General features: G+C 47.9%; 14 protein-coding genes. 10 read left to right on the forward strand and 4 right to left on the reverse strand.

Translation table 11 applies throughout. The features are described from left to right. Nucleotides 1-183: 183 nt before the first annotated feature. The gene (locus HQN90_RS34740; protein ID WP_173227423.1) at nucleotides 184-762 is read left to right on the forward strand and encodes a TetR/AcrR family transcriptional regulator; all 579 of its coding nucleotides are present in this window, start codon (nucleotides 184-186) and stop codon (nucleotides 760-762) included. 72 nt (nucleotides 763-834) lie between these two features. Here the strand turns inward: HQN90_RS34740 and HQN90_RS34745 are convergent, their stop codons facing one another. Both HQN90_RS34745 and HQN90_RS34750 read right to left on the reverse strand, forming a co-directional pair. Beyond that, a complete protein-coding gene (locus HQN90_RS34745) occupies nucleotides 835-2,475 on the reverse strand; it encodes a helix-turn-helix domain-containing protein (RefSeq protein ID WP_173227424.1) in 1,641 nt (546 codons plus the stop codon). Between the two features lie 2 nt (nucleotides 2,476-2,477). Continuing rightward, nucleotides 2,478-4,283: a cache domain-containing sensor histidine kinase gene (locus tag HQN90_RS34750; protein ID WP_173227425.1), complete on the reverse strand. Its 1,806-nt coding sequence runs from the start codon at nucleotides 4,281-4,283 to the stop codon at nucleotides 2,478-2,480. Nucleotides 4,284-4,582: 299 nt separating this feature from the next. Between HQN90_RS34750 and HQN90_RS34755 the strand changes: the two genes are divergently transcribed. The 7 genes from HQN90_RS34755 (at nucleotide 4,583) to HQN90_RS34785 (ending at nucleotide 16,041) form a co-directional block, all read left to right on the forward strand. Beyond that, nucleotides 4,583-5,974, forward strand: coding sequence for an ABC transporter substrate-binding protein (locus HQN90_RS34755; protein ID WP_173227426.1), 1,392 nt, complete (start codon nucleotides 4,583-4,585; stop codon nucleotides 5,972-5,974). A gap of 75 nt (nucleotides 5,975-6,049) precedes the next feature. Beyond that, on the forward strand, nucleotides 6,050-6,934 hold the full coding sequence (locus HQN90_RS34760; protein ID WP_173227427.1) for a carbohydrate ABC transporter permease: 885 nt from the start codon (nucleotides 6,050-6,052) through the stop codon (nucleotides 6,932-6,934). Between the two features lies 1 nt (nucleotide 6,935). Further along, on the forward strand, nucleotides 6,936-7,766 hold the full coding sequence (locus tag HQN90_RS34765; protein WP_173227428.1) for a carbohydrate ABC transporter permease: 831 nt from the start codon (nucleotides 6,936-6,938) through the stop codon (nucleotides 7,764-7,766). A 33-nt stretch (nucleotides 7,767-7,799) separates the two neighbouring features. Beyond that, nucleotides 7,800-14,465: a glycoside hydrolase family 3 N-terminal domain-containing protein gene (locus tag HQN90_RS34770; RefSeq protein ID WP_246362977.1), complete on the forward strand. Its 6,666-nt coding sequence runs from the start codon at nucleotides 7,800-7,802 to the stop codon at nucleotides 14,463-14,465. 231 nt (nucleotides 14,466-14,696) lie between these two features. Beyond that, nucleotides 14,697-15,137: a HEAT repeat domain-containing protein gene (locus tag HQN90_RS34775; protein ID WP_144028626.1), complete on the forward strand. Its 441-nt coding sequence runs from the start codon at nucleotides 14,697-14,699 to the stop codon at nucleotides 15,135-15,137. Continuing rightward, complete coding sequence (locus HQN90_RS34780) at nucleotides 15,134-15,289, forward strand: DUF3934 domain-containing protein (RefSeq protein ID WP_079419827.1); 156 nt, start codon at nucleotides 15,134-15,136, stop codon at nucleotides 15,287-15,289. The genes HQN90_RS34775 and HQN90_RS34780 overlap by 4 nt, the downstream gene beginning before the upstream one ends. Before the next feature lie 119 nt (nucleotides 15,290-15,408). Further along, complete coding sequence (locus HQN90_RS34785) at nucleotides 15,409-16,041, forward strand: spore coat protein (RefSeq protein WP_173227429.1); 633 nt, start codon at nucleotides 15,409-15,411, stop codon at nucleotides 16,039-16,041. A 53-nt stretch (nucleotides 16,042-16,094) separates the two neighbouring features. Here HQN90_RS34785 and HQN90_RS34790 read toward each other — a convergent pair whose 3' ends face one another. Then, nucleotides 16,095-16,841: a YqcI/YcgG family protein gene (locus tag HQN90_RS34790; protein WP_173227430.1), complete on the reverse strand. Its 747-nt coding sequence runs from the start codon at nucleotides 16,839-16,841 to the stop codon at nucleotides 16,095-16,097. Between the two features lie 77 nt (nucleotides 16,842-16,918). Next, nucleotides 16,919-17,506 (reverse strand): DUF1989 domain-containing protein, encoded by a 588-nt coding sequence (locus HQN90_RS34795; RefSeq protein ID WP_338042425.1) that lies wholly within the window; start codon nucleotides 17,504-17,506, stop codon nucleotides 16,919-16,921. A gap of 219 nt (nucleotides 17,507-17,725) precedes the next feature. Between HQN90_RS34795 and HQN90_RS39780 the strand changes: the two genes are divergently transcribed. Further along, a complete protein-coding gene (locus HQN90_RS39780) occupies nucleotides 17,726-19,132 on the forward strand; it encodes a sensor histidine kinase (RefSeq protein WP_173227432.1) in 1,407 nt (468 codons plus the stop codon). 73 nt (nucleotides 19,133-19,205) lie between these two features. Next, complete coding sequence (locus HQN90_RS34805) at nucleotides 19,206-20,279, forward strand: FUSC family protein (RefSeq protein WP_173227433.1); 1,074 nt, start codon at nucleotides 19,206-19,208, stop codon at nucleotides 20,277-20,279. The last annotated feature ends 393 nt before the right edge of the window (nucleotides 20,280-20,672 follow it).

Below are 20,672 nucleotides of genomic sequence, written 5' to 3' on the forward strand. Positions count from 1 at the left end.
GTGACCTTTGGTCATAAATTAATTTTTAGAAAAAATAAAAGTTTTAGTCCATTAATTGATCTTAATTTTACTTATATGAGATTCATATATGACTTGCGGTCATATTGTAGATTGAACTAATGCAGCGTTTGCTCTATACTTGATCATATACATGACACAGTCTTGGTTAATGGAGATGAGCTTATGAACCGAGAAGAGAAAAAGATTGCTACACGCAAGAAAATACTGGACTCAGCGCTGGAGCTTTTCGCAGAGCATGGCTATGAAACGACAACCGTTCATATGATTACAGAACGCGCGGGTGTAGCCAAAGGAACCTTTTTCAACTATTTCGACTGCAAAGAGGATGTTTTCTGTGATCTGCAGACGTTCCGAGCGACGCTGGAATTTGAGAAGTTGAAGGATATACGTGGACCGATCCTCCCTCATGTTCGTGAGTTTCTAATGGAATTTGTCCGTTTTGGCCCTAATAGCAGACAGCTTGTTCGTGCAGTGCTTCTGAGTGATCTGAGCAATGAGAAATCGCTGTCCAATCAACGGAAGATGCTGGAAGAGCTGAAAGAAATGCTGATTCCTCTTATCGTGGAAGCGCAGAATCGGGGAGAATTCACGTCAGCGATACCTGCCGATATGATTGCTGATCAAGCCATTCAGACTTACATGGGGGTATCCTTCACTTGGGGAATGGGGATGGGCGATGATAAGCTGATTACGCAGATGGTTGCTAGCTTTGAGTTGTTTTTCCGCGGCCTGCAGCCCTGATCCCTAACCTATTAGAGCTGGTTGACAACAAACAAAAGGACGAAGCCGCTTAAGGCTTCTGTCCTTTTTGCTTTACAACTTGGGCTCGAGCGCCTCTTTCTTATACTGAGAAGGGGAAAGTCCTGTCCATTTCTTAAATGTTCTTGTGAAATGGGCCTCGTCGAAGTAGCCGACTTCCCGGGCGATCGTCTGGATTTTGTGGGCGCCGGATTGCAGCAGCGCCTTGGCCCGCTCAATGCGGTATTGATGGATGTAATCCAGAAAGTTAATACCTAGTTCCTGCTTGAAGAGTGTCGATAAGTACGTGCTGGACACGAACAATTCTTTGGCCACGCCTGCCAAGGACAAGGCCGTAGAGTTATAGTGCTCAGCGATCAGTTCCACAGCCTGCTGGACTTTGCGGCGAGGCGTTTTATGAGGATTTCGCAGCTCAACCAATTGCTGGATTGATTTGTATACAAGGCCTGATAATTCCTCGAATGTTTCCACACGGTGAACTTGATCTGCCATTGCAACTAGACTATCCGACCAGCCTGGCGCGGCTAACTCCTGTTCTTTGCCAAGCTGCATCAGCCGGGCTATTAAGGAAATCGTCTGCAGGTTGATTTCCATCCGAGAATGGGCGTGCTCTGCATGGAAATAATCGAGCCACTGCTCCGTAAGATTCAAGGCCTCTGCGTATAGACCGGAACGAAGGTGGTCGATGATCATCGGCTCCAGCCGAAGCCGCTCCGTCTCTGTTTGGGCAGGGAGCGGGCCTAGCAGTAAGGTTTCTGATTCGGTATAGAAGTAGATTCCTCCCAAACCGCGGTAAAACCGCAGCTCAAGCGCAGAATTGGCTTCGATGTAAGCCTCGGCAAGGCTGTCGATGCTCGCTTTGGAGCTGCTGATTCCGATGCTCACGGTAATCTTTAAATACTTTTCAAGATTGCGCTGAAGCTGGGACAAGCCCGTCATGATTTTATCCCTCAAGAGATTCAGAGTCCCGCTGCATATAGCTATAATTCCGTCTTGATCCTTGATGACCTCAACAGGCTGCCGGATGCTTTGCTCGAGCGTTTCCTGTACGATATTCGTCGTCGCGAATTGAATTAATTGCAGGTCAGTGCGGCTGTAGTTAAGCTCATTCAGCGGCTTGCCATCGGGGTGGATGATGATGACAAGGGTGTGCTCAGCAGAAATGGAGATCTCCAGCTTGCGCAGTTGCTCGCTGCGATTTTCGTTTTTGCGTTTGGGGTGGTGAAGCCACTCCAGCAAGGTCTGGGATTTGACGATCGGTATGTTCTCCTTCAATTGATATTGAAGCCCGTTCCAATCATGCTGGTGTTTTCTTTTGTCTAATGTTTTCATAACGACTTGCTCAAATACGGAAGCGATTTCCCTCGGAGGGCATGGCTTGATGATATAATCCAGCGCACCCAGACGCAGCGCACGCTGCGCGTACTCGAAATCGCTATAGCCGGTAAGCAGCACAGAAGGAATATCCATTTGTTTATTATTAATTTCTGTGAGAAGCTGCAAGCCGTCCATAATCGGCATCCGAATATCGGAGAGCAGCAGATCAACACCGCCGGAATTAATAATGTCCATGGCATCCAGGCCATTGCTCGCTTGTCCGCATACCCGAATACCGAGAGATCGCCAATCGATCATGGTATACAAGCCTTCGCGTGTCGTCAATTCGTCTTCAACAATCAGCAGATTCAGCAGCATTCTCACCTCTTCGAATGGGGTAGGAGCAATCGAACCCTCGTCCCGAAATTTTCCACGCTGTCCATATCCATTAAGGCCTCAACTCCATAAAACAGTCGGATTCGATTCCTGATATTTAGAAGTGCAAAACTTTCATTTTGACTCGTTTGATAAGGAAGATCGACAAAAGCCTGCTCTTGAATGGCCCTTAGTTTGCTTTCAGGCATGCCCACACCATTATCCGTGATCTCAATCTGAATCATACCAGGGTGATCTTCGGAAGGAGCGACGGTGACTTGAATAAAGCCACTGTCATCCGTCAGGGGTTCTAACCCATGAACGATGGCATTTTCGATTAAAGGCTGAATTAATAGCTTAGGTATTTTAAAAGTGGCTAACTCGGGATGAAGTTCCATTTCGTAGGATAGCTTTTCTCTGTAACGCATTTTTTGCAAAAATAAGTAATGCTCCGCGAGCTTCATCTCTTCTTTCAGCTCAATATGGTCTCTGCCTTGACTGAGACTGATCTGGAAAATACCAGAGAGTGAATAAATCATCTCCGCAACAGTGTGCTCCCCATTTTTCTGCGCAGTCCAAGCAATCGTATTCAGTGTGTTATAGAGGAAATGCGGATTAATTTGCGATTGCAGCACTTTAAGCTCTGCTTGCCGCTGTTTAATTTCGAAGGTGTACACATCGTCAATCAATTGGGTGATTCTGCGAACCATAATATTGTAACCAGTGCCGAGCTGTCCGATCTCATCTTTTCCTTGAATGCTCACCTGTTGGGAGAAATCGCCTTTTTGAAACTTTTTCATTGAGGCTAAAATGGTTTTCATCGGCTTCGTAATAACGGCAGCTGCGGACCAAGAGACGATAAGACTTAGAAGGAAGGTCAGGCACAGGATCAAGGCAGTGATCCACTTAATGCGGTTCAGCTGGGAGAGCAAGTCCTCACGGGGCTGCAGCACCAATACGTGCCAACCGGTCAAGGAGGATTGCGAATGAGAGAACACCCAGTCTGGTTTCTCAATGGCCGGGTTGATGAGATCAGGCTGATCAATGGGCTTCGTAAAGTAAGGGAGTTCTCCGATGGACTTGCCAACCCAAAAGCCGTTTGTATCCGAAAGGATATGTCCATCTGAATTCATGACGATAATAGTGGTCTTGTCATTGGGAGTCGAATAGGAGCGGCGGATATCCTTCTCATCGATGCCCAGAATCAGCACGCCTTCCGGCTTTAGGGTTAGATCATTTTTGAGAATTTTCGTGAGCAGCAGCTTGTTTTTCGTATCTCCATAGAAGATGCTTTTGCTGTGATTGGGTACCTCGATACTCCATTCATCAATTTTTTTCCGTGTAAGAAAACCGTCATAGTCAAATTTATCGCGATATTCCTCAAAAGGTATGGCTGATGACAATCCTTTATTATTGAACTGAATCGGTTCAAAGCGCGGTGAATAGATGGTCAGGAATTGAAAATAAGGACGCGTGACCATCAGCCGATTGATCATAAGAATAGAATCATTGTTGATGTAGCTGCCGCTTGCCGAATCCGACTTCAGCATGACTTGAATCTCAGGGGTTAAATATAAATAATCGGATATATCCAAGGCGTCCTGAGCGATGTAGTCGAGATGATCAATGGCCTGCCTGGCTGAACTAACTTGTTCCACACTCATTTTGGAAACGATTTCATTTGAGGCTATGCGATAGGAATATACGCCTGTGATGGCAATGGTAGCCAGAAGCAGCGGAGCGAACCAGAGAAGGAGCTTCCGTTGAATCGGTAAATCTAGATACCACTTGGGTGACAAATAGGATCTCATTAGTGTACCTTCTCTGCGGCGGGATAATTTCATCATAAGAAAGAAGTCCCTGGCAAGCAACAAGAAAAATAACGCTCAGCAGCCTAATGTGAAAACTGTACAACAAAATCACAAAAACGTACAAAAATGCAGCTCAAAGAAGTACTTGTTTCCAAAGATCGGGTAGTGAAGCAGAAAGCATAACCTGAAAAATGTACAACATTACCTGAAAAACCGAGCCTAACAATTTCCCTTCCGCTCACCTACAATGAGTTCATGGAAGAGCAGATGACCAATTTAGAATGAAGAAGGTGGATACGATGACAACATTACGATTCAAACAAGCGGGAATTCATCTCGCCGTTCTGACGACGGCACTTGGACTTGCCGGCTGCGGGGACGGCACCTCTACAACGCCGAGTTCGGCCGCACCAAGCGCTGCAGCGTCAGCCGCAACAACGTCGGCGGCGACAGAAGCGCCGAAGGCTGAGAAGATCACCTTGTCTTTTTTTACGAACAATTCAGATCGCGCAGTGGGTCAAGGCAAGCTTGAGCAAGAGCTGATTGAAGCTTACATGAAAAACAATCCGAACATTACGATCAAAGTGGAGACGCTTTCTCCCGATCCGCAATACCAGGACAAGATTAAGGTGTATAACGCTTCCAACCAACTGCCGGATATTATCAGTGCTTGGGGCAACACGAACTTCCTTAAACCACTCGTTAATAATAATGCTTTGGCGGAAATTAACAAAGATGATCTGAAGGACATGGGCTTCATCCCCTCGTCCCTGGATGGATTCTCATCCGACGGCAAATTATACGGCATTCCGCGCAATTCGGATTTCTGGGTGCTGTATTACAACAAGAAGGTGTTCGCGGACAACGGGCTGCAAGTACCGAAGACGGAAGCGGAGCTGTTCGGTGTCATAGATAAGCTGAAGGCGAAGAAAATTGTGCCTATCGCGATGGATGGCAGAGAAGCGTGGACGTCCGGTTTATGGTTCGACACGCTGCTCCAGCGAGCATCCGGCACTTGGGACACCTCGAAGAAGGCGCTTGATCGAAGCGGTTCCTATAAAGATCCAGCTACCGTAGAGACGGCCAAAGCGGTACAGCGCTGGGTGAAAGCCGGGGCGTTCGGAGATGGCTTCTTGAATCAGGATTACGGCGCAGCCCGCAATATGTTTGGTCAAGGCAAAGCGGCGATGTTCATGATGGGCGAATGGGAGATGGGAATGGCCGCAGATGCGAATTTCCCGGAAGAAGTGCGCATTAATATCGGCGCGTTCCCGATTCCATCGATTGAAGGCGGCAAAGGCAGCACAGATGATCTGACGGCTTGGTTTGGCGGAGGTTATGCCGTTTCCAACAACTCGAAGCACAAGAAAGAAGCGATTGAGTTCTTGAAATGGATGTTCCGTCCGGATGGCTGGGCCAAAGGCGTGTGGCAAAACGGCATCACCTTCCCTGCCCAAAAGTACGATCAATATTTAACCGGCAAGGAAACGGAAGTTCAGAAGGATTTGACCAAAATCTTCAATAATTCCAAAACGTACAGTGGAACAGTAGCGCAAGACAAGTTCTCTTCCGATACGCAAAAGACGTTCTACGATTCAATTCAGAAGCTTGAAGGCATCAAAATGACGCCGGAGGATTTCGCGAATGCGATTGACGAAGCGGCAGATAAATCAGCCAAAGCGACGAAATAGCGATTCCAAATAAAAGAGGGGCAAGCGGCTGGACACACGGTGCGCTGCCCCCATGTTTCCGATAGGGTGATGAGCATGAATAGCATCATAAGCAACAAAAGAACGATTTTCTGGCTCGTAGCTCCAGGATTCCTTTTATTCACCGCGATGATCTTCATTCCCATTTTGGTCAGCTTCTATTACAGTTTGACGAATTGGGACGGAGTCGCGGATTACCAGTTTATTGGTCTGAGCAATTTCATTGACATTGTGACCAAAGATGACGTGTTTTGGAAGTCCTTGCTCAACGCAATTCTTCTTGGCTTGGGGCTCGTGCTGATCCAGCATCCATTTGCCGTTCTGATTGCCATGCTGGTGCAATATTGCGGACGATTTGAGAAGTTGCTGCGCGTATGTATCTTTATTCCTTCTATTATTTCAACCTTCGTTACGACGCAGCTCTGGGTGAGCGTGTTCAATACACAGTTCGGACTGCTGAATCGAATACTGGAGATGGCCGGGCTGGAGTCGTGGAAGCAGGATTGGCTCGGGGACTCCAAATTGGCGATTGGCTGCATTATTTTTGTGTGCATGTGGCAAGGTTTCGGCTACGCCTTTCTGCTGTATTACGCAGGAATTAAGGGGGTACCCAAGGATCTTCACGAAGCGGCTATGCTGGACGGCGCCTCACAGATCCAGCTCAACCTCAAGATTGTATTTCCGCTTCTTGCACCGGTGCTTAGAGTCAATATTATTTTGGCTGTGGTGGCTGCGTTCAAGCAGATGGAGACGGTTTATTTAATGACCGGGGGAGGTCCTGCCAACAGTACGCAGTTTCTATCGACTTACCTCTATTCCAAAGCGTTCCGCGAGGGGCTGTACGGGTATGGGAATGCCATTTCCATCCTGTTCGTGATCATCTGTTTGTTGATTACTGTGCTGTTGAATCGTGCGCTCAAGAAAGATGTAGGTGAGTATTGAGATGAAAATCCGAGGTATTTCAGGGCTGCTGTTCGCCGTATGCATGACGGTTCTTGTCTTGATTGAGCTGTTCCCGCTCGTATGGCTGTTTGATTTTTCTCTTTTGAAAAGCGGGGATTTCTTCGGCTCCAGCATTTTGAAATGGCCAAACCCGCCGATGTGGAAAAATTACGCTGACGCCTTCAAAGGCGCGCATATTACGATGCTGTTCTTCAACAGCTTGCTGGTTTCATTCCTCTCTATTGTGATTATCGTCGCACTATCGATCACGATGGGCTATGCCTTCACTAGAATGCGTTGGAAGCTAAGGAATACGTTTTTCGCACTCATCATGGTGGGCATGATTATTCCCATTTACGCCACCTTGCTGCCTAACTTTATTTTGTTCAAACAAGCTGGCATCTTGAATTCCTACTTGTCGCTGATTTTGCCTTATGCGGCATTTGCAATTCCGGTGAGCATGTTCATTATTACGGGTTTTCTTGAAACGATACCCAAGGCATTGGAAGAAGCGGCGATTATGGACGGTCTTGGCGTGCCTGGGATGATATATAGAATCATCCTGCCCCTCTTGAAGCCGGCCATTGCCACCGTTGCGGTTCTGGCGTTCTTGAGCTGCTGGAACGAGTTTATTATGGCGGTTACGTATATTGATAAGGATTCTTTGAGAACGCTTCCTTTTGCGATTGTTTATTTTATGGGGCAGTATTCTTCCAATTATGGGGCGCAATTCGCAGTTCTGGCGATTATTGCGATTCCGTCGATTGTCATTTATTTAATTTTTACAGATCAAATTACAAGAGGCATCACCGCTGGTGCAGTTAAAGGCTAGCTCTTGGTTTTACTACGATTAAGGAGGAAATTCATGAGAATGTGGAAACGCAAAATATCTTTGTTGTCAGCCGGTATTATGATCAGCTCATCCTTATCCGGAATGACGGCTTTGGCAGGTGAGGAGAACACGCCGAAGGCAGCGGAGCTTGCCGCTTACTGGAACAGTTCGAAGCCAGTCGAGGAACGCGTCAGCGATCTGCTCGCCCATATGTCATTGGAGGAAAAGGTTGGCCAAATGGTACAGGCCGAGCGCGCATCCGTTACACCGGACGATGTGCAGAATTACTACCTAGGCTCTGTGCTCAGCGGAGGAGGCTCCTTCCCGAATGGCAAGCAATCGGACAGTACGCGCGAGAATTGGGCTGCGCTTGTCGATTCCTACCAAGCAGGGGCATTGTCCACACGTCTTGGCATTCCCCTCTTGTATGGGGTGGATGCGATTCACGGCAACAGCAACCTGCTGGGAGCAACGCTTTTCCCGCATAACATTGGTCTCGGGGCGTCGCGTGACACAGCTCTTGTCGAGCAAATCGGCGTCGCGGCCGCCCAGGAAATCAAAGCTGCTGGAACGCATTGGGCATTCTCTCCAACCATTGCAGATCCGCAGAATATTCAATGGGGGCGTACCTACGAAGGCTTCAGCGACAATCAGGAGCTTGTTGGCAAGATGGGAGCGGCCTTTATTAAAGGGCTTCAAGGCGAAACAAGGGATCAACTGAAGCGTACCGACCGCGTAGTTGCTACGGCGAAGCATTTCTTCGGCGAAGGCTTGACGGAAGGCGGCGTGAACCAAGGCAACATCACAGGGATGACAGAAGCTCAGGTTACAGCGCTGGATTTGCCGATTTATCGAGCGGCGATTGACGCTGGCGCACGCACGGTCATGGCTTCTTATAGCAGCATTCAAGGTTTGAAAATGCATGCGAATAAGCGTCTTTTGACGGATGTCCTCAAAGGCACGGGTGAAGGACAGCTGGGTTTCACAGGCTTCGTTATTTCTGACTATAATGCGGTGCAGCAAATTACGAAGGATTGGGACAACAACGCCGTGAGCGGTTTGAAAAATCAGATCCGCGTTGCAGTGAATGCAGGCGTAGACATGATGATGATGCCTACGGACTGGAAAGCGACGATCACGAATTTGAAGGCGCTGGTCGCTGAAGGCGGGATTAAGCAGGAGCGTATCGACGACGCGGTAACCCGCATTCTGCGCGTTAAATTTGAATCCGGCGTATTTGAGCATCCGATGACGGATGCCAAGCTGGCTGGCACATTCGGCTCCGATGAGCACAGGGCGCTGGCGCGCAAGGCCGTCAGCGAATCGCTGGTCTTGTTGAAGAACGACAAGGTGAAGGGCTCTCCGATTCTTTCGCAGCTGTCTGGCATGAATAAGATCTTCGTAGCGGGCAAGAGTGCCGACGATATTGGTCTTCAGGCCGGAGGGTGGTCCATTACTTGGCAAGGCGCTAAGGGCAATACGACAACTGGAACGACGATACTCAAAGGCATTCAGCAGGTCGTTGGCAGTACGAAGAGCGTTACGTACAACAAGCACGGCCGGGGTGCGCAAGGCAATGATGTCGCAATCGTCTTCGTCGGTGAAGCGCCTTATGCGGAAACCAATGGCGACGGCTTGAACAAGCTGAAGCTCGACTCGGAAGACTTATCCACCCTGGATAATGTCAAGGCATCCGGCGTACCGACGATCGTTGTTCTTGTTTCGGGACGTCCGCTGATGATTGGCGACCGTTTGAATGATTGGGCAGGACTTGTGGAGGCATGGCTGCCAGGAACCGAAGGAGCGGGCGTAGCTGATGTTCTGTTCGGCAGCAAAGACTTTACAGGCAAATTACCGGTTCGCTGGCCGTTCTACACGGAAGCTTATACGAATCCTGCAGCCGGACAGTCCAACCTTGATCCCAAATATGTGTTGTTTAATTACGGGTATGGCTTGGCGAAAGCGGAAGGCACCCCGATATTGCCTGTAATGCCTGACAAACCAGGGCAGCAGGATCCGTATGTCAAAGTCGAAGCTGAGAACTACACGGCGAAATCGGATGGTCTTAAAGGCGAGAGCACATCCGACATAGGCGGCGGACAGGATATCGGCTATACCTCATCTGGCGCTTGGCTCGAGTATTTGATTGATGTTCCGGCGAATGGCACGTATGATATCGATTTCCGCTATGCCGGCGGTGAAGCCAGCATTACGAACTCGGGCATGCTGATCCTCGATGCCGGCGGCCATACCCTTGGAGAGCTGAAGGGAGTTGGCTATACAGGAGGCTGGCAAACTTGGAAGACAGCCACGCTCAAGGGCGTTAGTTTAACAGCAGGCGTGCAGAAGATTAAGCTGCAGTTTACAAACGGCGGGATAAACTTCAACTGGTTTGCTTCCACAGGTTTCAGTCCTGCCGCTGTTCAAGGCGGTGGAAGTGCAGGCGGCGCCATCAGTCCGCAGAATCCGGTAACGGGCGGTCAAGGTGCGGTCAAGAGCTGGCTGTCCAGCGAACGCAGCAGTCAAAGCCAGCTGTGGTATTATGCTCCGCAATGGCAGCCTGGCGATGAGCTTAAACAGTTGACCTCGCAGGCGAATCTGAATCTGACAAGCGTAGGCAATGACGTCTATGCGACGACGATCACCATTGATCCGAACAAACAGTACCAGACGATGACCGGTATGGGCTCCTCGATGGAGGAATCGACGATTTTCAACATAACGAAGATGTCGGATGCGAAGCAAACGGAGCTGTTGACCAAATTGGCAAGCAGCACCAATGGCATTGGCATGAGCATGACGCGGGTAACCATCGGTACGGCGGATTTCACATCGCGGAAATTTTATTCGTACGATGATATGCCAGCGGGTCAAACCGATCCGAATCTAACCCATTTCTCGATTCAAAAAGATATTGATTACGGCATTATTCCTGTTCTTAAGAAAATAATCGCGATCAACCCGGATATGAAATTCTTCGCTTCACCTTGGAGCCCGCCGGGCTGGATGAAAACGACGGACAGCATGATCAAGGGTTCGGTGAAAGACGAATACCTGCCTGTATTGGCCGATTACTATGTGAAATTTATTCAAGCTTATAAAGCGCAAGGCATCAACATCTCAGCCATGACACTGCAGAACGAACCGCTTCTGGAGATTGAGTATCCAAGTACCAAAATGCCTTGGCAGCAGGAAGCTGAGCTTAGCAAGCTGCTGCATCAGAAATTAATCGCTGCTGGCCTTGATGTGAAGATCTGGATCTTCGATCATAACTTCAGCGACACGATGAATTATCCGGCTCCGATGCTGGCGGACGCCGCCAATCGCGACGCCATTGACGGTACGGCTTTCCACGATTACGGCGGTGACCCTTCCATGATGTCACAGCTGCATAATTTGTATCCAAATGAGAACATCTATTTGACAGAACGCGCGATTTGGGGGACTGCGGGTGCAGACCGAATGGCACAATATTTCCGCAATTGGGCGAAAAGCTACAATTCCTGGGTCGTTATGCTCGATAGTGATATTGCCACCCATCAATGGGTCGGCACACCGGACCCAACCATGGTCATTCAGGATTCCAGCCATCCAGACAACTACTGGTTGACGCCGGAATATTACACGCTGGGCAACTATTCGAAGTTCGTACGGCCGGATTACATTCGGATTGACAGCAGCTACGGCTCCAAGGATAACGTAACGAACGTTTCTTTCATGAGCCCGGACAAGAAAACGATCGTTTCTGTGGTCGTCAATCAGACAGACAAGACACAAACGTTCAAGCTTGTAAGCGACGGCACGCAAGTGGCTGCGCAAATCCCGGCGAAATCCGTTATTACGTACAAATGGGATCGCATTGTATTAGAGCAGAAAGAGCCTGTGATTATGACAATCGCTCCCGAATCTCTTCCTTACAATGTAAACAATAAGGAAATCTCTGTGACCGTAACAGGCATGACGTATGGAACCAAACTGGGGACCGTTGCGCTTGGCGCTGAAGCGGCTGCAATGGGGATTACGTTAGGCAGCGTAACCTATCCGAGTTCTTCGCAAGCGACTGTTCAATTGCGATGGGATTCTACGAAGCCGTACTATGTGAATGCGCCGTTGACGGTTACGGCATCGACGTACTCGAGTACAGAAGCTGGTCAGAAGTTGACAGGTAGTGTCATGCTGACAGGAACAGGGCATAAGACCACAGCCACTGATATTGTGCCGGGACCTGTAACAGCGAACGACTACTATCAATTGGCAGGCGTTGCCATTAGCGGCGCCGATACTGCAAACGCCAAGTTAACTGGTATCGATACAGGCGATTGGGCTGAATTTAAGATTAACGTGCCGGCCGCGGGCAAATATGCGGTTACTCTGAAAGTAGCTTCTCCGAACGGTGGTAGGTTCCTCGTGCAATCGGAGAATCAGACTACCCTAGGCACCTATGCCATTCCGAATATGTATGGCTCGACAGCCTGGGCAGGTGCGCGGTTAGCGGTACAACTTCAGGCTGGCGTACAAACCATTCGCATTCAAGGAAACAGCGGCTCCTTCGACTTGCAAAATATGACGTTTGAACCGGTGACGGCACAAGCAGCGGGAACCGATGGCGTCATTAAGCTGGAGGCCGAGAACTTTGTCGCAGCAGGCCAACAGGTTATTCAGTATGGAAGCAGTATGAACAATCTTGGATATACAGCAGCGGGATCGACATTTGATTACCTGATCAATGTACCGCAGGCAGGCTATTACAAAGTGCGTCTTCAATATGCTACGCCACAAGGCGGTGTATCCACTTCGATATGGTCAGACGGAGTGCTCAAAGGCTCCAAGCCCTTGCCGTCTACGGGAGCGTGGGGAACTTATCAAGAAGCTTCGCTCGTTGTGAAATTGGAGGCTGGCGTGCAAACGCTGCGCATTACGGATAATGGCGATGGATTTAATTTCGATGCCTTCTCCATTGAACCGGGCACGCCTGAGGTAGTGATACAGAAGGCTAAGGCTCCTCTTGCGAAAGCATCGGCAAAGTCCATTGCTTTGACAACGGAGACAGATGGCGCGACGATTCACTATACAACGGATGGCACGCTGCCGACGAAGGATAGCGCAGCTTATACAGCGCCAATCAGCATTCTATCGGCTCAAGTGATTCGGGCAATCACAAGCAAGGAAGGCATGATCGACAGTTATGTGACCTTCATTTCGACGCCTGAAGCTTATGTAGCTGTGGCAGGCATCTCTCTGGAACCAGATAAGCTCACCTTGCAAATAGGAGCAACGAGTACATTGAAACCGAAGTTCCAACCAGAGTTTGTCAGCAATGACGAGGTCGCTTGGACATCGAGTGACACAGGCATTGCAGCCGTTGATAGCTCCGGTAAAGTAACGGCCGTAGCTGTAGGAACTGCAACAATTAAAGTTACGGCCGTGGATGGAGGCAAGGAAGCAGAAGCCGTGATCACGGTAACGAAAGCGGAGGAACCGGGAAGCGGAGGAGGAGGCGATTCGACGTCAGGAAGCAGCTCGCCTAGTACGCCAAGCGTGCCAACTACGACGTCGGATGCCAGTAAAATTACGGTTCAACCTACAATTGATGCGAACGGTGCAGCTGCGGCTGCAGTGAAGCTTGAAGATCTTAAGGCCGCAGTACAGGCTGCCAAAGATCACACGATTACCATTGTCGTGAATGCACCAATTGGTACCAAACAAGTGAAATTGGACATTCCCGCGCAGGATATTATCGCAAGCAGCATAACAGCGATTCAGCTGGATACAGGCTTAGCTATCGTTACGATCCATCCTGATCTGATCAGCGCAAACGGAGGAACTGCGGCATCCATCATCCAGCTTTCCGTAGAAGCGGTAGACACAGCAGCTCTTCCTGCAAACGTACAAGGGCAGCTGAACGGAAAAACGGTGTATGACTTTAGTCTCCGCATTGATGGTAACAAGGTCAGCAGTTTTAACGGAAGCACCGTGCAAGTAAGCATTCCATATGTGTTAAAAGCTGGCGAAAAGCCGAACAACGTCATTATTTATTATATCGATGGTGCTGGGAAGCTCGAAGTTGTGAAGAACGGCAAATATAATCCGGCAACCGGCAACGTAGAGTTTAAGGCAAAGCACTTTAGCCAATACGCGGCAGCTTATTCTCATGCCTCCTTCACTGATACTTCAGCTGCGGCATGGGCGGAAGACAGCATTCAAGCGCTGGCTGCAAGGGGCGCCATTAATGGAATAGGCAATGGCTTGTTCAATCCGACGGGCGAAGTGACACGCGCAGAATTTATCAAAATGCTGATCGATACCTTTGATTTGGCTGATGCAACAGCGGTAGCAACATTCAAGGATGTCCCTGAAGGCCAGTGGTACACGAATGCTGTTGCAAGCGCACAAAAGCTGGGTATCGTTAACGGCAAGGATGACGGCACCTTTGGGGTGAACGACAACATTACGCGTGAGGATATGGCTGTCATGGTATATCGGATTAGTCAGCAATTAAATCTGAAGTTAGCTTCTGGCCATCCTTCCGCAGCCTTCACGGATCTGTCCCGGATTGCTGGTTATGCCAGAGCGGCCGTGGATGCCATTCAGAATGCCGGCATTATCAACGGTATGGAAGATGGCAGCTTTGCTCCTAAGGAACATGCTTCAAGAGCGCAAGCTGCAACCATGATTTTCAGACTTTTTTTCAAGTCGTAATTGTCAGTGAGGTAGAATAACCATAATGAAGCACCGCCATTCTCTTGGTACATCTTGCCAAAGGGATGGCGGTGTTTATTATGTCTATAGAAGCTCTGGCCACTTTGTTTTGCAACCACTTTACTTTTCGTGACTAAAAAGTTGGCGCTTCGCGCAAAAAAAGTGTAACATCTATCACATAAAAGAAACTTGCGATGTACAGCAGTTAAAAGGAGCCTGAATCATTTGAGTATGGAACAAAACTATGAATTGCCCCCTAATTTCGAGGAATTAAAAAAATCAGCCAGCCGCACCTCCAATTGGAGAGAACGCCTGGATGCTGTTGAACAATTAGGTCAGTGGAATGATCAACAAACGATCAATATCCTGGCACGGATTCTGAAGAACGATGCGGTGTATCCCATCCAGGAGGCGGCATATCGCAAACTGCGAGCATTCGGAGAAGATGCGCAGCTGCCCCCACGCAAAAAAGGCGATTTGATTAAAGGCGCAGGCAAGGTTTTTGTGCGGATTAAAAAGAGCCTGCCTGAAGGTCATACGTATGAAGAATTCAAAGAAAAGCTGCAAAAGACAAGAAGCGACGTATACGACACCTATGAAGGCGACAAAGGGTCGGACTTTGATGTTTGGCTTGAAGCGATGTGGAATTCCTTGCTGAGCGTGAAGGCATGAGCAAGAGCAAGGGCGGAACGGGTAGAGGAACAGACAAAAAGGGCTGGGATCGCTGGCAAGCGAGTGCCAATCGCGCGAAAAGCGCCCCGAAGCCGTATAAGAGCAAAGGCTTGAAGGCAGCCGCGGAAGCTGCCAAGAACGCCTCCAAATAAAATGAACCCTCGGCAGCTTGCCGGGGGTTCATTTTATTCCCATCCGCGCGCATAATTTAGATGAAATCAACGCAACTTATCGAAGTTACCAAACTTATTGATTCAAAGGAGACTTCGAGATGCAGCAGCAGAACCCTTACAACAATGCGCAGCAAGGTGAACATTATATGAATCATGGCGGTCATGAGGTTTTTGATTTGCATGAAGTACTGGCTAGTACGATCAACTTACTGGATCAATTCATGATGTTCCGGCAGTTTGTTCAAGATCCTGAGCTTCTGGATATTCTGGATCGCCAGTACAATTTTACGTTGTTCCATTACAATTTAACCGCTGAATGCTTTGCGACAGGGCAGAAGCCAAGTCATGAAACAGGTACTTACCTGATTCGTAATTTGTCGCAGCCGGTTTATGGGATCAAGCCAACCCAGCCGAAGAAACCGAACCAATCGCTGGCTGACGTGAAGGATGCAGGCATCAGCGCCCATATGCTAGGCCTTGTGAAATCCCAAGCCTCATTGCTAACGATGACGGCTGTCGAAGTGACGAATCCTGCGGTTCGTCGTGTATTGGCTTCTCAAGTACAGAACTTTATTGAAATGGCTTATGAAATATTTCTATATCAAAATAGAAATACCTATTACCAAGTTCCACGATTGGAAATTTCCGATATGCAAAAAATGCTCAATACCTTCGTTCCAGCACAAGGTATGCCGCAAATGCCTCCGAATAACAGACCTTCTCTGCACTAGCAGCAGAAGAGAGATGAACCAGCATCGGTCCCATGGACCTTGCTGGTTTTTTTCTAATCCTTCTTGTGCATGGAGCTAAAGGGGCATTTCGCTGCTACCGTTTCATCATCGCGCAGAAAATATTGCTCCCACTCCAAATTATCCGCCTGACCATACCATTTCAGGGAGGGGTGTGCAGGCACGCCGTCGTATGCCACTAATTTTTGGCGAATTTGCTTTTTCATATTGCGTCCAAAGGGGGTCGAATCATTAATCTCAGCGAATACCCACCTCGGCTGGAACGTGATGAGGAAATGAGAAGTATGCCGACTTTTTCTGACTTGATGGGCTGGTGTTCCACAGAAAGCGAAATAGGGATGACCGCTAAAGCAAAACTCCCAGGAATGATGAGAAGGATCACTTGCAATGTGACCTGGCCAGGGAAGCTGGTCTTTGGCGCTGACGCGGCTCAGTACGGACCAGAAAAGCTGCTCGTAGTCTTCTACCGCGTAGTCATTCCTCATGTCATCCGGAGTTTGGAAAAAAATAACGAGCGAAGCATATTTCCCTGTCTCCCGGGAGCAATCGCCATATTGCCGCAAAAGCGTGGCAACCTCGTCAATGGCTTCGTCCAATCGTGGATCGGCTGCGAATCCGAAGCGCAAGCTGTCAGAGAGAAAGCCCTGCCGCCCTGGAATGCAGGGATACATGCGGGCTTCATCAGCAATCATATCTCCAAACTGGCTAAAAGCATCCTGCTGCCACTCGGGCAGCTCGCTCAGATGACGATCGAGCCAAGTTTTCGCGTTTAAAAGAACCATTAAGAACCCCTCCTTCATTCATTCGGAGCATATTATGCGAAGGAGGGTGGGTGGGTGAATGCCCACTTGCTGCTGTTTTACATAATTTCTACGTCAATCGGCGTACATACGAAGCCGTTGCAAGCACTTTCCGAACAGGGACAGGCAGATACCGCAACGATGAGATCCATCTCGGCCCGAAGCTCGATATAGTCGCCAGCTTTGGATAATGGCCGCTCGACACTAATCTTTCCAGATGGATGAATAACCGTGTTCATAAACAAATTGAAAGGATACTGTTGATCGGGAGCGGGAATTTGGAAATCAGCGATCGCTTGATTCAGGTTATGAAAGCAGCTGGCATGCTCTTTTTTGTTGTAAAGCAGTTCATACATTTCCGAGCGGCAGGCGGCATTAATGAAATCATGACGGCCAACGGTATCGGCAACAATCGTGAGTATAGGCTTATATGTCGTGCTGTACAGAATATCCCCCGGCTTAATATTGGTCGTACTAAGGGCATCAAGAGTAACACCCGGGTCCAGTCGTTCACTCAAATCGTTGGCGTTAAAAGCAATGAAATCGGCAACCTGCTCACCCTCTACATCCGTCACACGGACCACTTGTCCTTTATTCAGTCTAAACCCAAGACCTTGTGTGGCTGGAATTCGCCATTTCTGTTTAATCATTGATATCCTCCTGATGGATTAGGTGACTGCTTTTAACAGTATGGCTCTAGGAAGACGGTGTCATGCGCAAATCTAGTACTTTAGCAGCGGTGTTTGGTTCTAATAGACATAAGGGTATTTTTATCATACATCAATAGGTATAATTGAAAGATAACACCCACCGTCATTCACTTATGGTCAGGAGGAGCTATCATCACCATTTTTATAAGCTTTCTAGTGAATATATGTATTTTGATCACCTGTGCGTATTTATTTAATTTAATTTTTAAATATACTTTGCAGCAAGCTTCCTGGAACGTTAGGCAGATTGCGCTTGTCGCTATTTTTATTTCATCCGGATGGCTGACGATGTTTTTTGGGGTGAGAATATCAGAGCATATGCTGTTTGATTTACGTGCGCTGCCGCTCATTTTTGGCACCCTCTTTTTCCGGAAATATTACCTTCTCCTCATTATCGGGTTAGGCATCGCCCTTGCCAGATATACGATTACCGGCATCAGTCCGCAGGCCTTTACTGGGTCAATAAACATCTTGCTGTTAAGTCTGCTGGCAGCATTCCTTGTGGCTTTATACCAACAAAGAAATTGGAGCTATAAGAAAAAAGCATTAATTTCCATCCTTTCTATCAACACGCTTCAGGTTATTGGGATTGCTAGTTTTGGTGCTGTAAAGACGAGCGTCTATCTAGCCACGGTTGGCATTTATACTTACCCCACCTGTCTTCTTCTCAGTGCTTTCTTTGTTTTTATCATTCGGGATTTCTACAGTGAACAGCTGCAAGCGAACAAGATCCGTAATATGAATATCATTTTGCGCAAACAAACGAAGCAGCTCCTTGAATCCAAACGCGAGCTGGAGCAGCAGGCGCATCAGTTAACGCTGACGTCCACGTACAAATCCCAATTTATCGCGAATATGTCCCATGAATTTAAAACACCCTTGAACAGCATCATTGTCTTGTCTGAATTAATTCGGGAATTCGATGATCCAGCGAATTTTCAAGAAGTTAGTGAATATGCGGGTATTATTCATACCTCGGGCAATGAACTGCTGCTTATGCTCAATAGCGTATTGGATCTATCCAAAATTGAAGCGGGCAAAATGGACATCGTCTGGCAGCCTGTCGTGATGGAAGAGCTTATTTACTACATAAGACAGCAATTTCAACCTTTGACAGATGCTCAAAAGCTGCGCTTTGACATAACGACTGCGCCCGATGTGCCGGCAATGATCCGAATGGACGCTCAGAAGCTCAATCAAATTCTTCGTAATCTGATAATGAATGCAATTAAATTCACAGAGCAAGGGAGCATCAAGCTGGAAGTAGAAGTTCGCCCGAATACAGATGCATCAGTTAATTGGATCGTCTTTACTGTCGATGATACAGGCATTGGCATTGCTTCGGACAAGCAGCAGCTCATTTTTGAAGCGTTTCAGCAAGGGGATGGCGCATCGAATCGCAAATATGGCGGAACGGGGCTTGGCTTGTCGATTAGCCTCCAGCTAGCCAAACTGCTCGGTGGATCCCTCTCTCTACAAAGTGAAAAAGATCAGGGAAGCCGCTTTTCCTTGAGTCTGCCCCTTCATGAATGGCATGCTCAAATGGAGGAAGCAGAAGAATAGATGCTTTTTTGCATCCAATCTTTCACCTGTGTAAGATAGGGTTGTATCCATTTTTAGATGAGGAGGAACCTTGATGGTGTTCGGTGCACGCGTGTGGAAGACGGGAATCGCCGTGGCTTTAGCCTTATACATAAGTGCTTGGCTTAATTTCACTCCTCCTGTTATCGCGGCCGTAGCAGCTATCTTTGCGATGCAGCCTTCGATCTACCGATCCTGGCGCTATTTTCTGGATCAGTTGCAGACGAATATTTTTGGCGCGGCGCTTGCTTTGCTAGCCGGCATGTTTTTTTCTAATAATGTCATTGCTATTGGAATTGTTTGTATCATTGTTATCATTATTAGTCTTAGAGTTGGAATGGAGGACACTATAGGTCTAACGCTGGTTACTGTCGTTGCGGTGATGGAGGCTTCCGGAGAGTGGCAATTTGCTGTTAACCGTTTGCTCCTTAGCTTGATTGGAATCGGCTGCGCCTTTGTCGTGAATGTGTTATTTTTTCCTCCTAAGCCCAAGCAGCAGTTTGCGGTACAAATTCAAAGTATTTTTGCGAAAATGTCGCTCCTCCTTCGAACCGTCATTTCGAACGAAATGAAGGAGAATATTTTCCGAGATGAGAAAGAAGGACTGCGAGGCTCGCTGAAATCCTTATCGGACAAGTACAGACTGATGGAGGAAGAGATTAAGAAGCTGAAGGGGAAAAAGAACGGATTCAGCCGCATTCGAGAGCTTGTGGTCTATAAACAGAAGCTGCTTGTTATGTACAAAGGTCTCGAGGTTCTTGATGCCGTAGACGAGCATTACTTTCAGGCTGCGCCTACAGAAGCTATGGATGATTATTTCGATCATCATATGGAGAAGCTTATTAAGTTCCACGAGCATGTACTGTTGAAGTTTGATGACAAGCTCAAAGAAGATATTACCGAGGGTTTGGAGATGGAGGCCGAGAATGAGCGTTTCATGACCGAGCTGATTGATCGCTATAACCAGCAGCCGACAGGTATGCTTCGATTATCGATTGTGGCAGCCGCCATGTACGACTATGGTCATCAGATCGCACGCTTGGATAAGCTTGTCGAGTACGATCATCGGGGAGAGGCGGAAGAGCGCGAACCTCTTGAACTTCTGCTCAAAGGCATTTGGCTGAAATAGATTTGCTTATCGTTTGAGGAGCCTCCTTGTTGTCAGAAGCATGCCGACAGCGGGAGGTTCTTTTCACAAAATGAAAATTCGATTTGCATTACGAAATTGGATGTGCTATATTATGATTCTTGTTCCAAACGGGACGAGCAACAAGCCCAAAACAATAATCTGAACGTGTTGAATAACTTCACGAATGGATGAAAAAAATAAAGCTTGCAAATGAAAAATCAATATGGTATATTACTTCTCGCTGCTTCGGTAACACGGCAGCGAACGAAAGAAATTGATCTTTGAAAACTGAACAACGAGTGAGTAAGCACGAACGAGCAATCGTTCAAAAAGAGATTGTAAAATCTCGCTAGCAAGTCAATTGAGCATTTCAGCTTTCAGATATACGGACGA

The sequence above is a fragment of the Paenibacillus alba genome, assembly GCF_013204855.1.
Classification (GTDB): domain Bacteria; phylum Bacillota; class Bacilli; order Paenibacillales; family NBRC-103111; genus Paenibacillus_E; species Paenibacillus_E alba.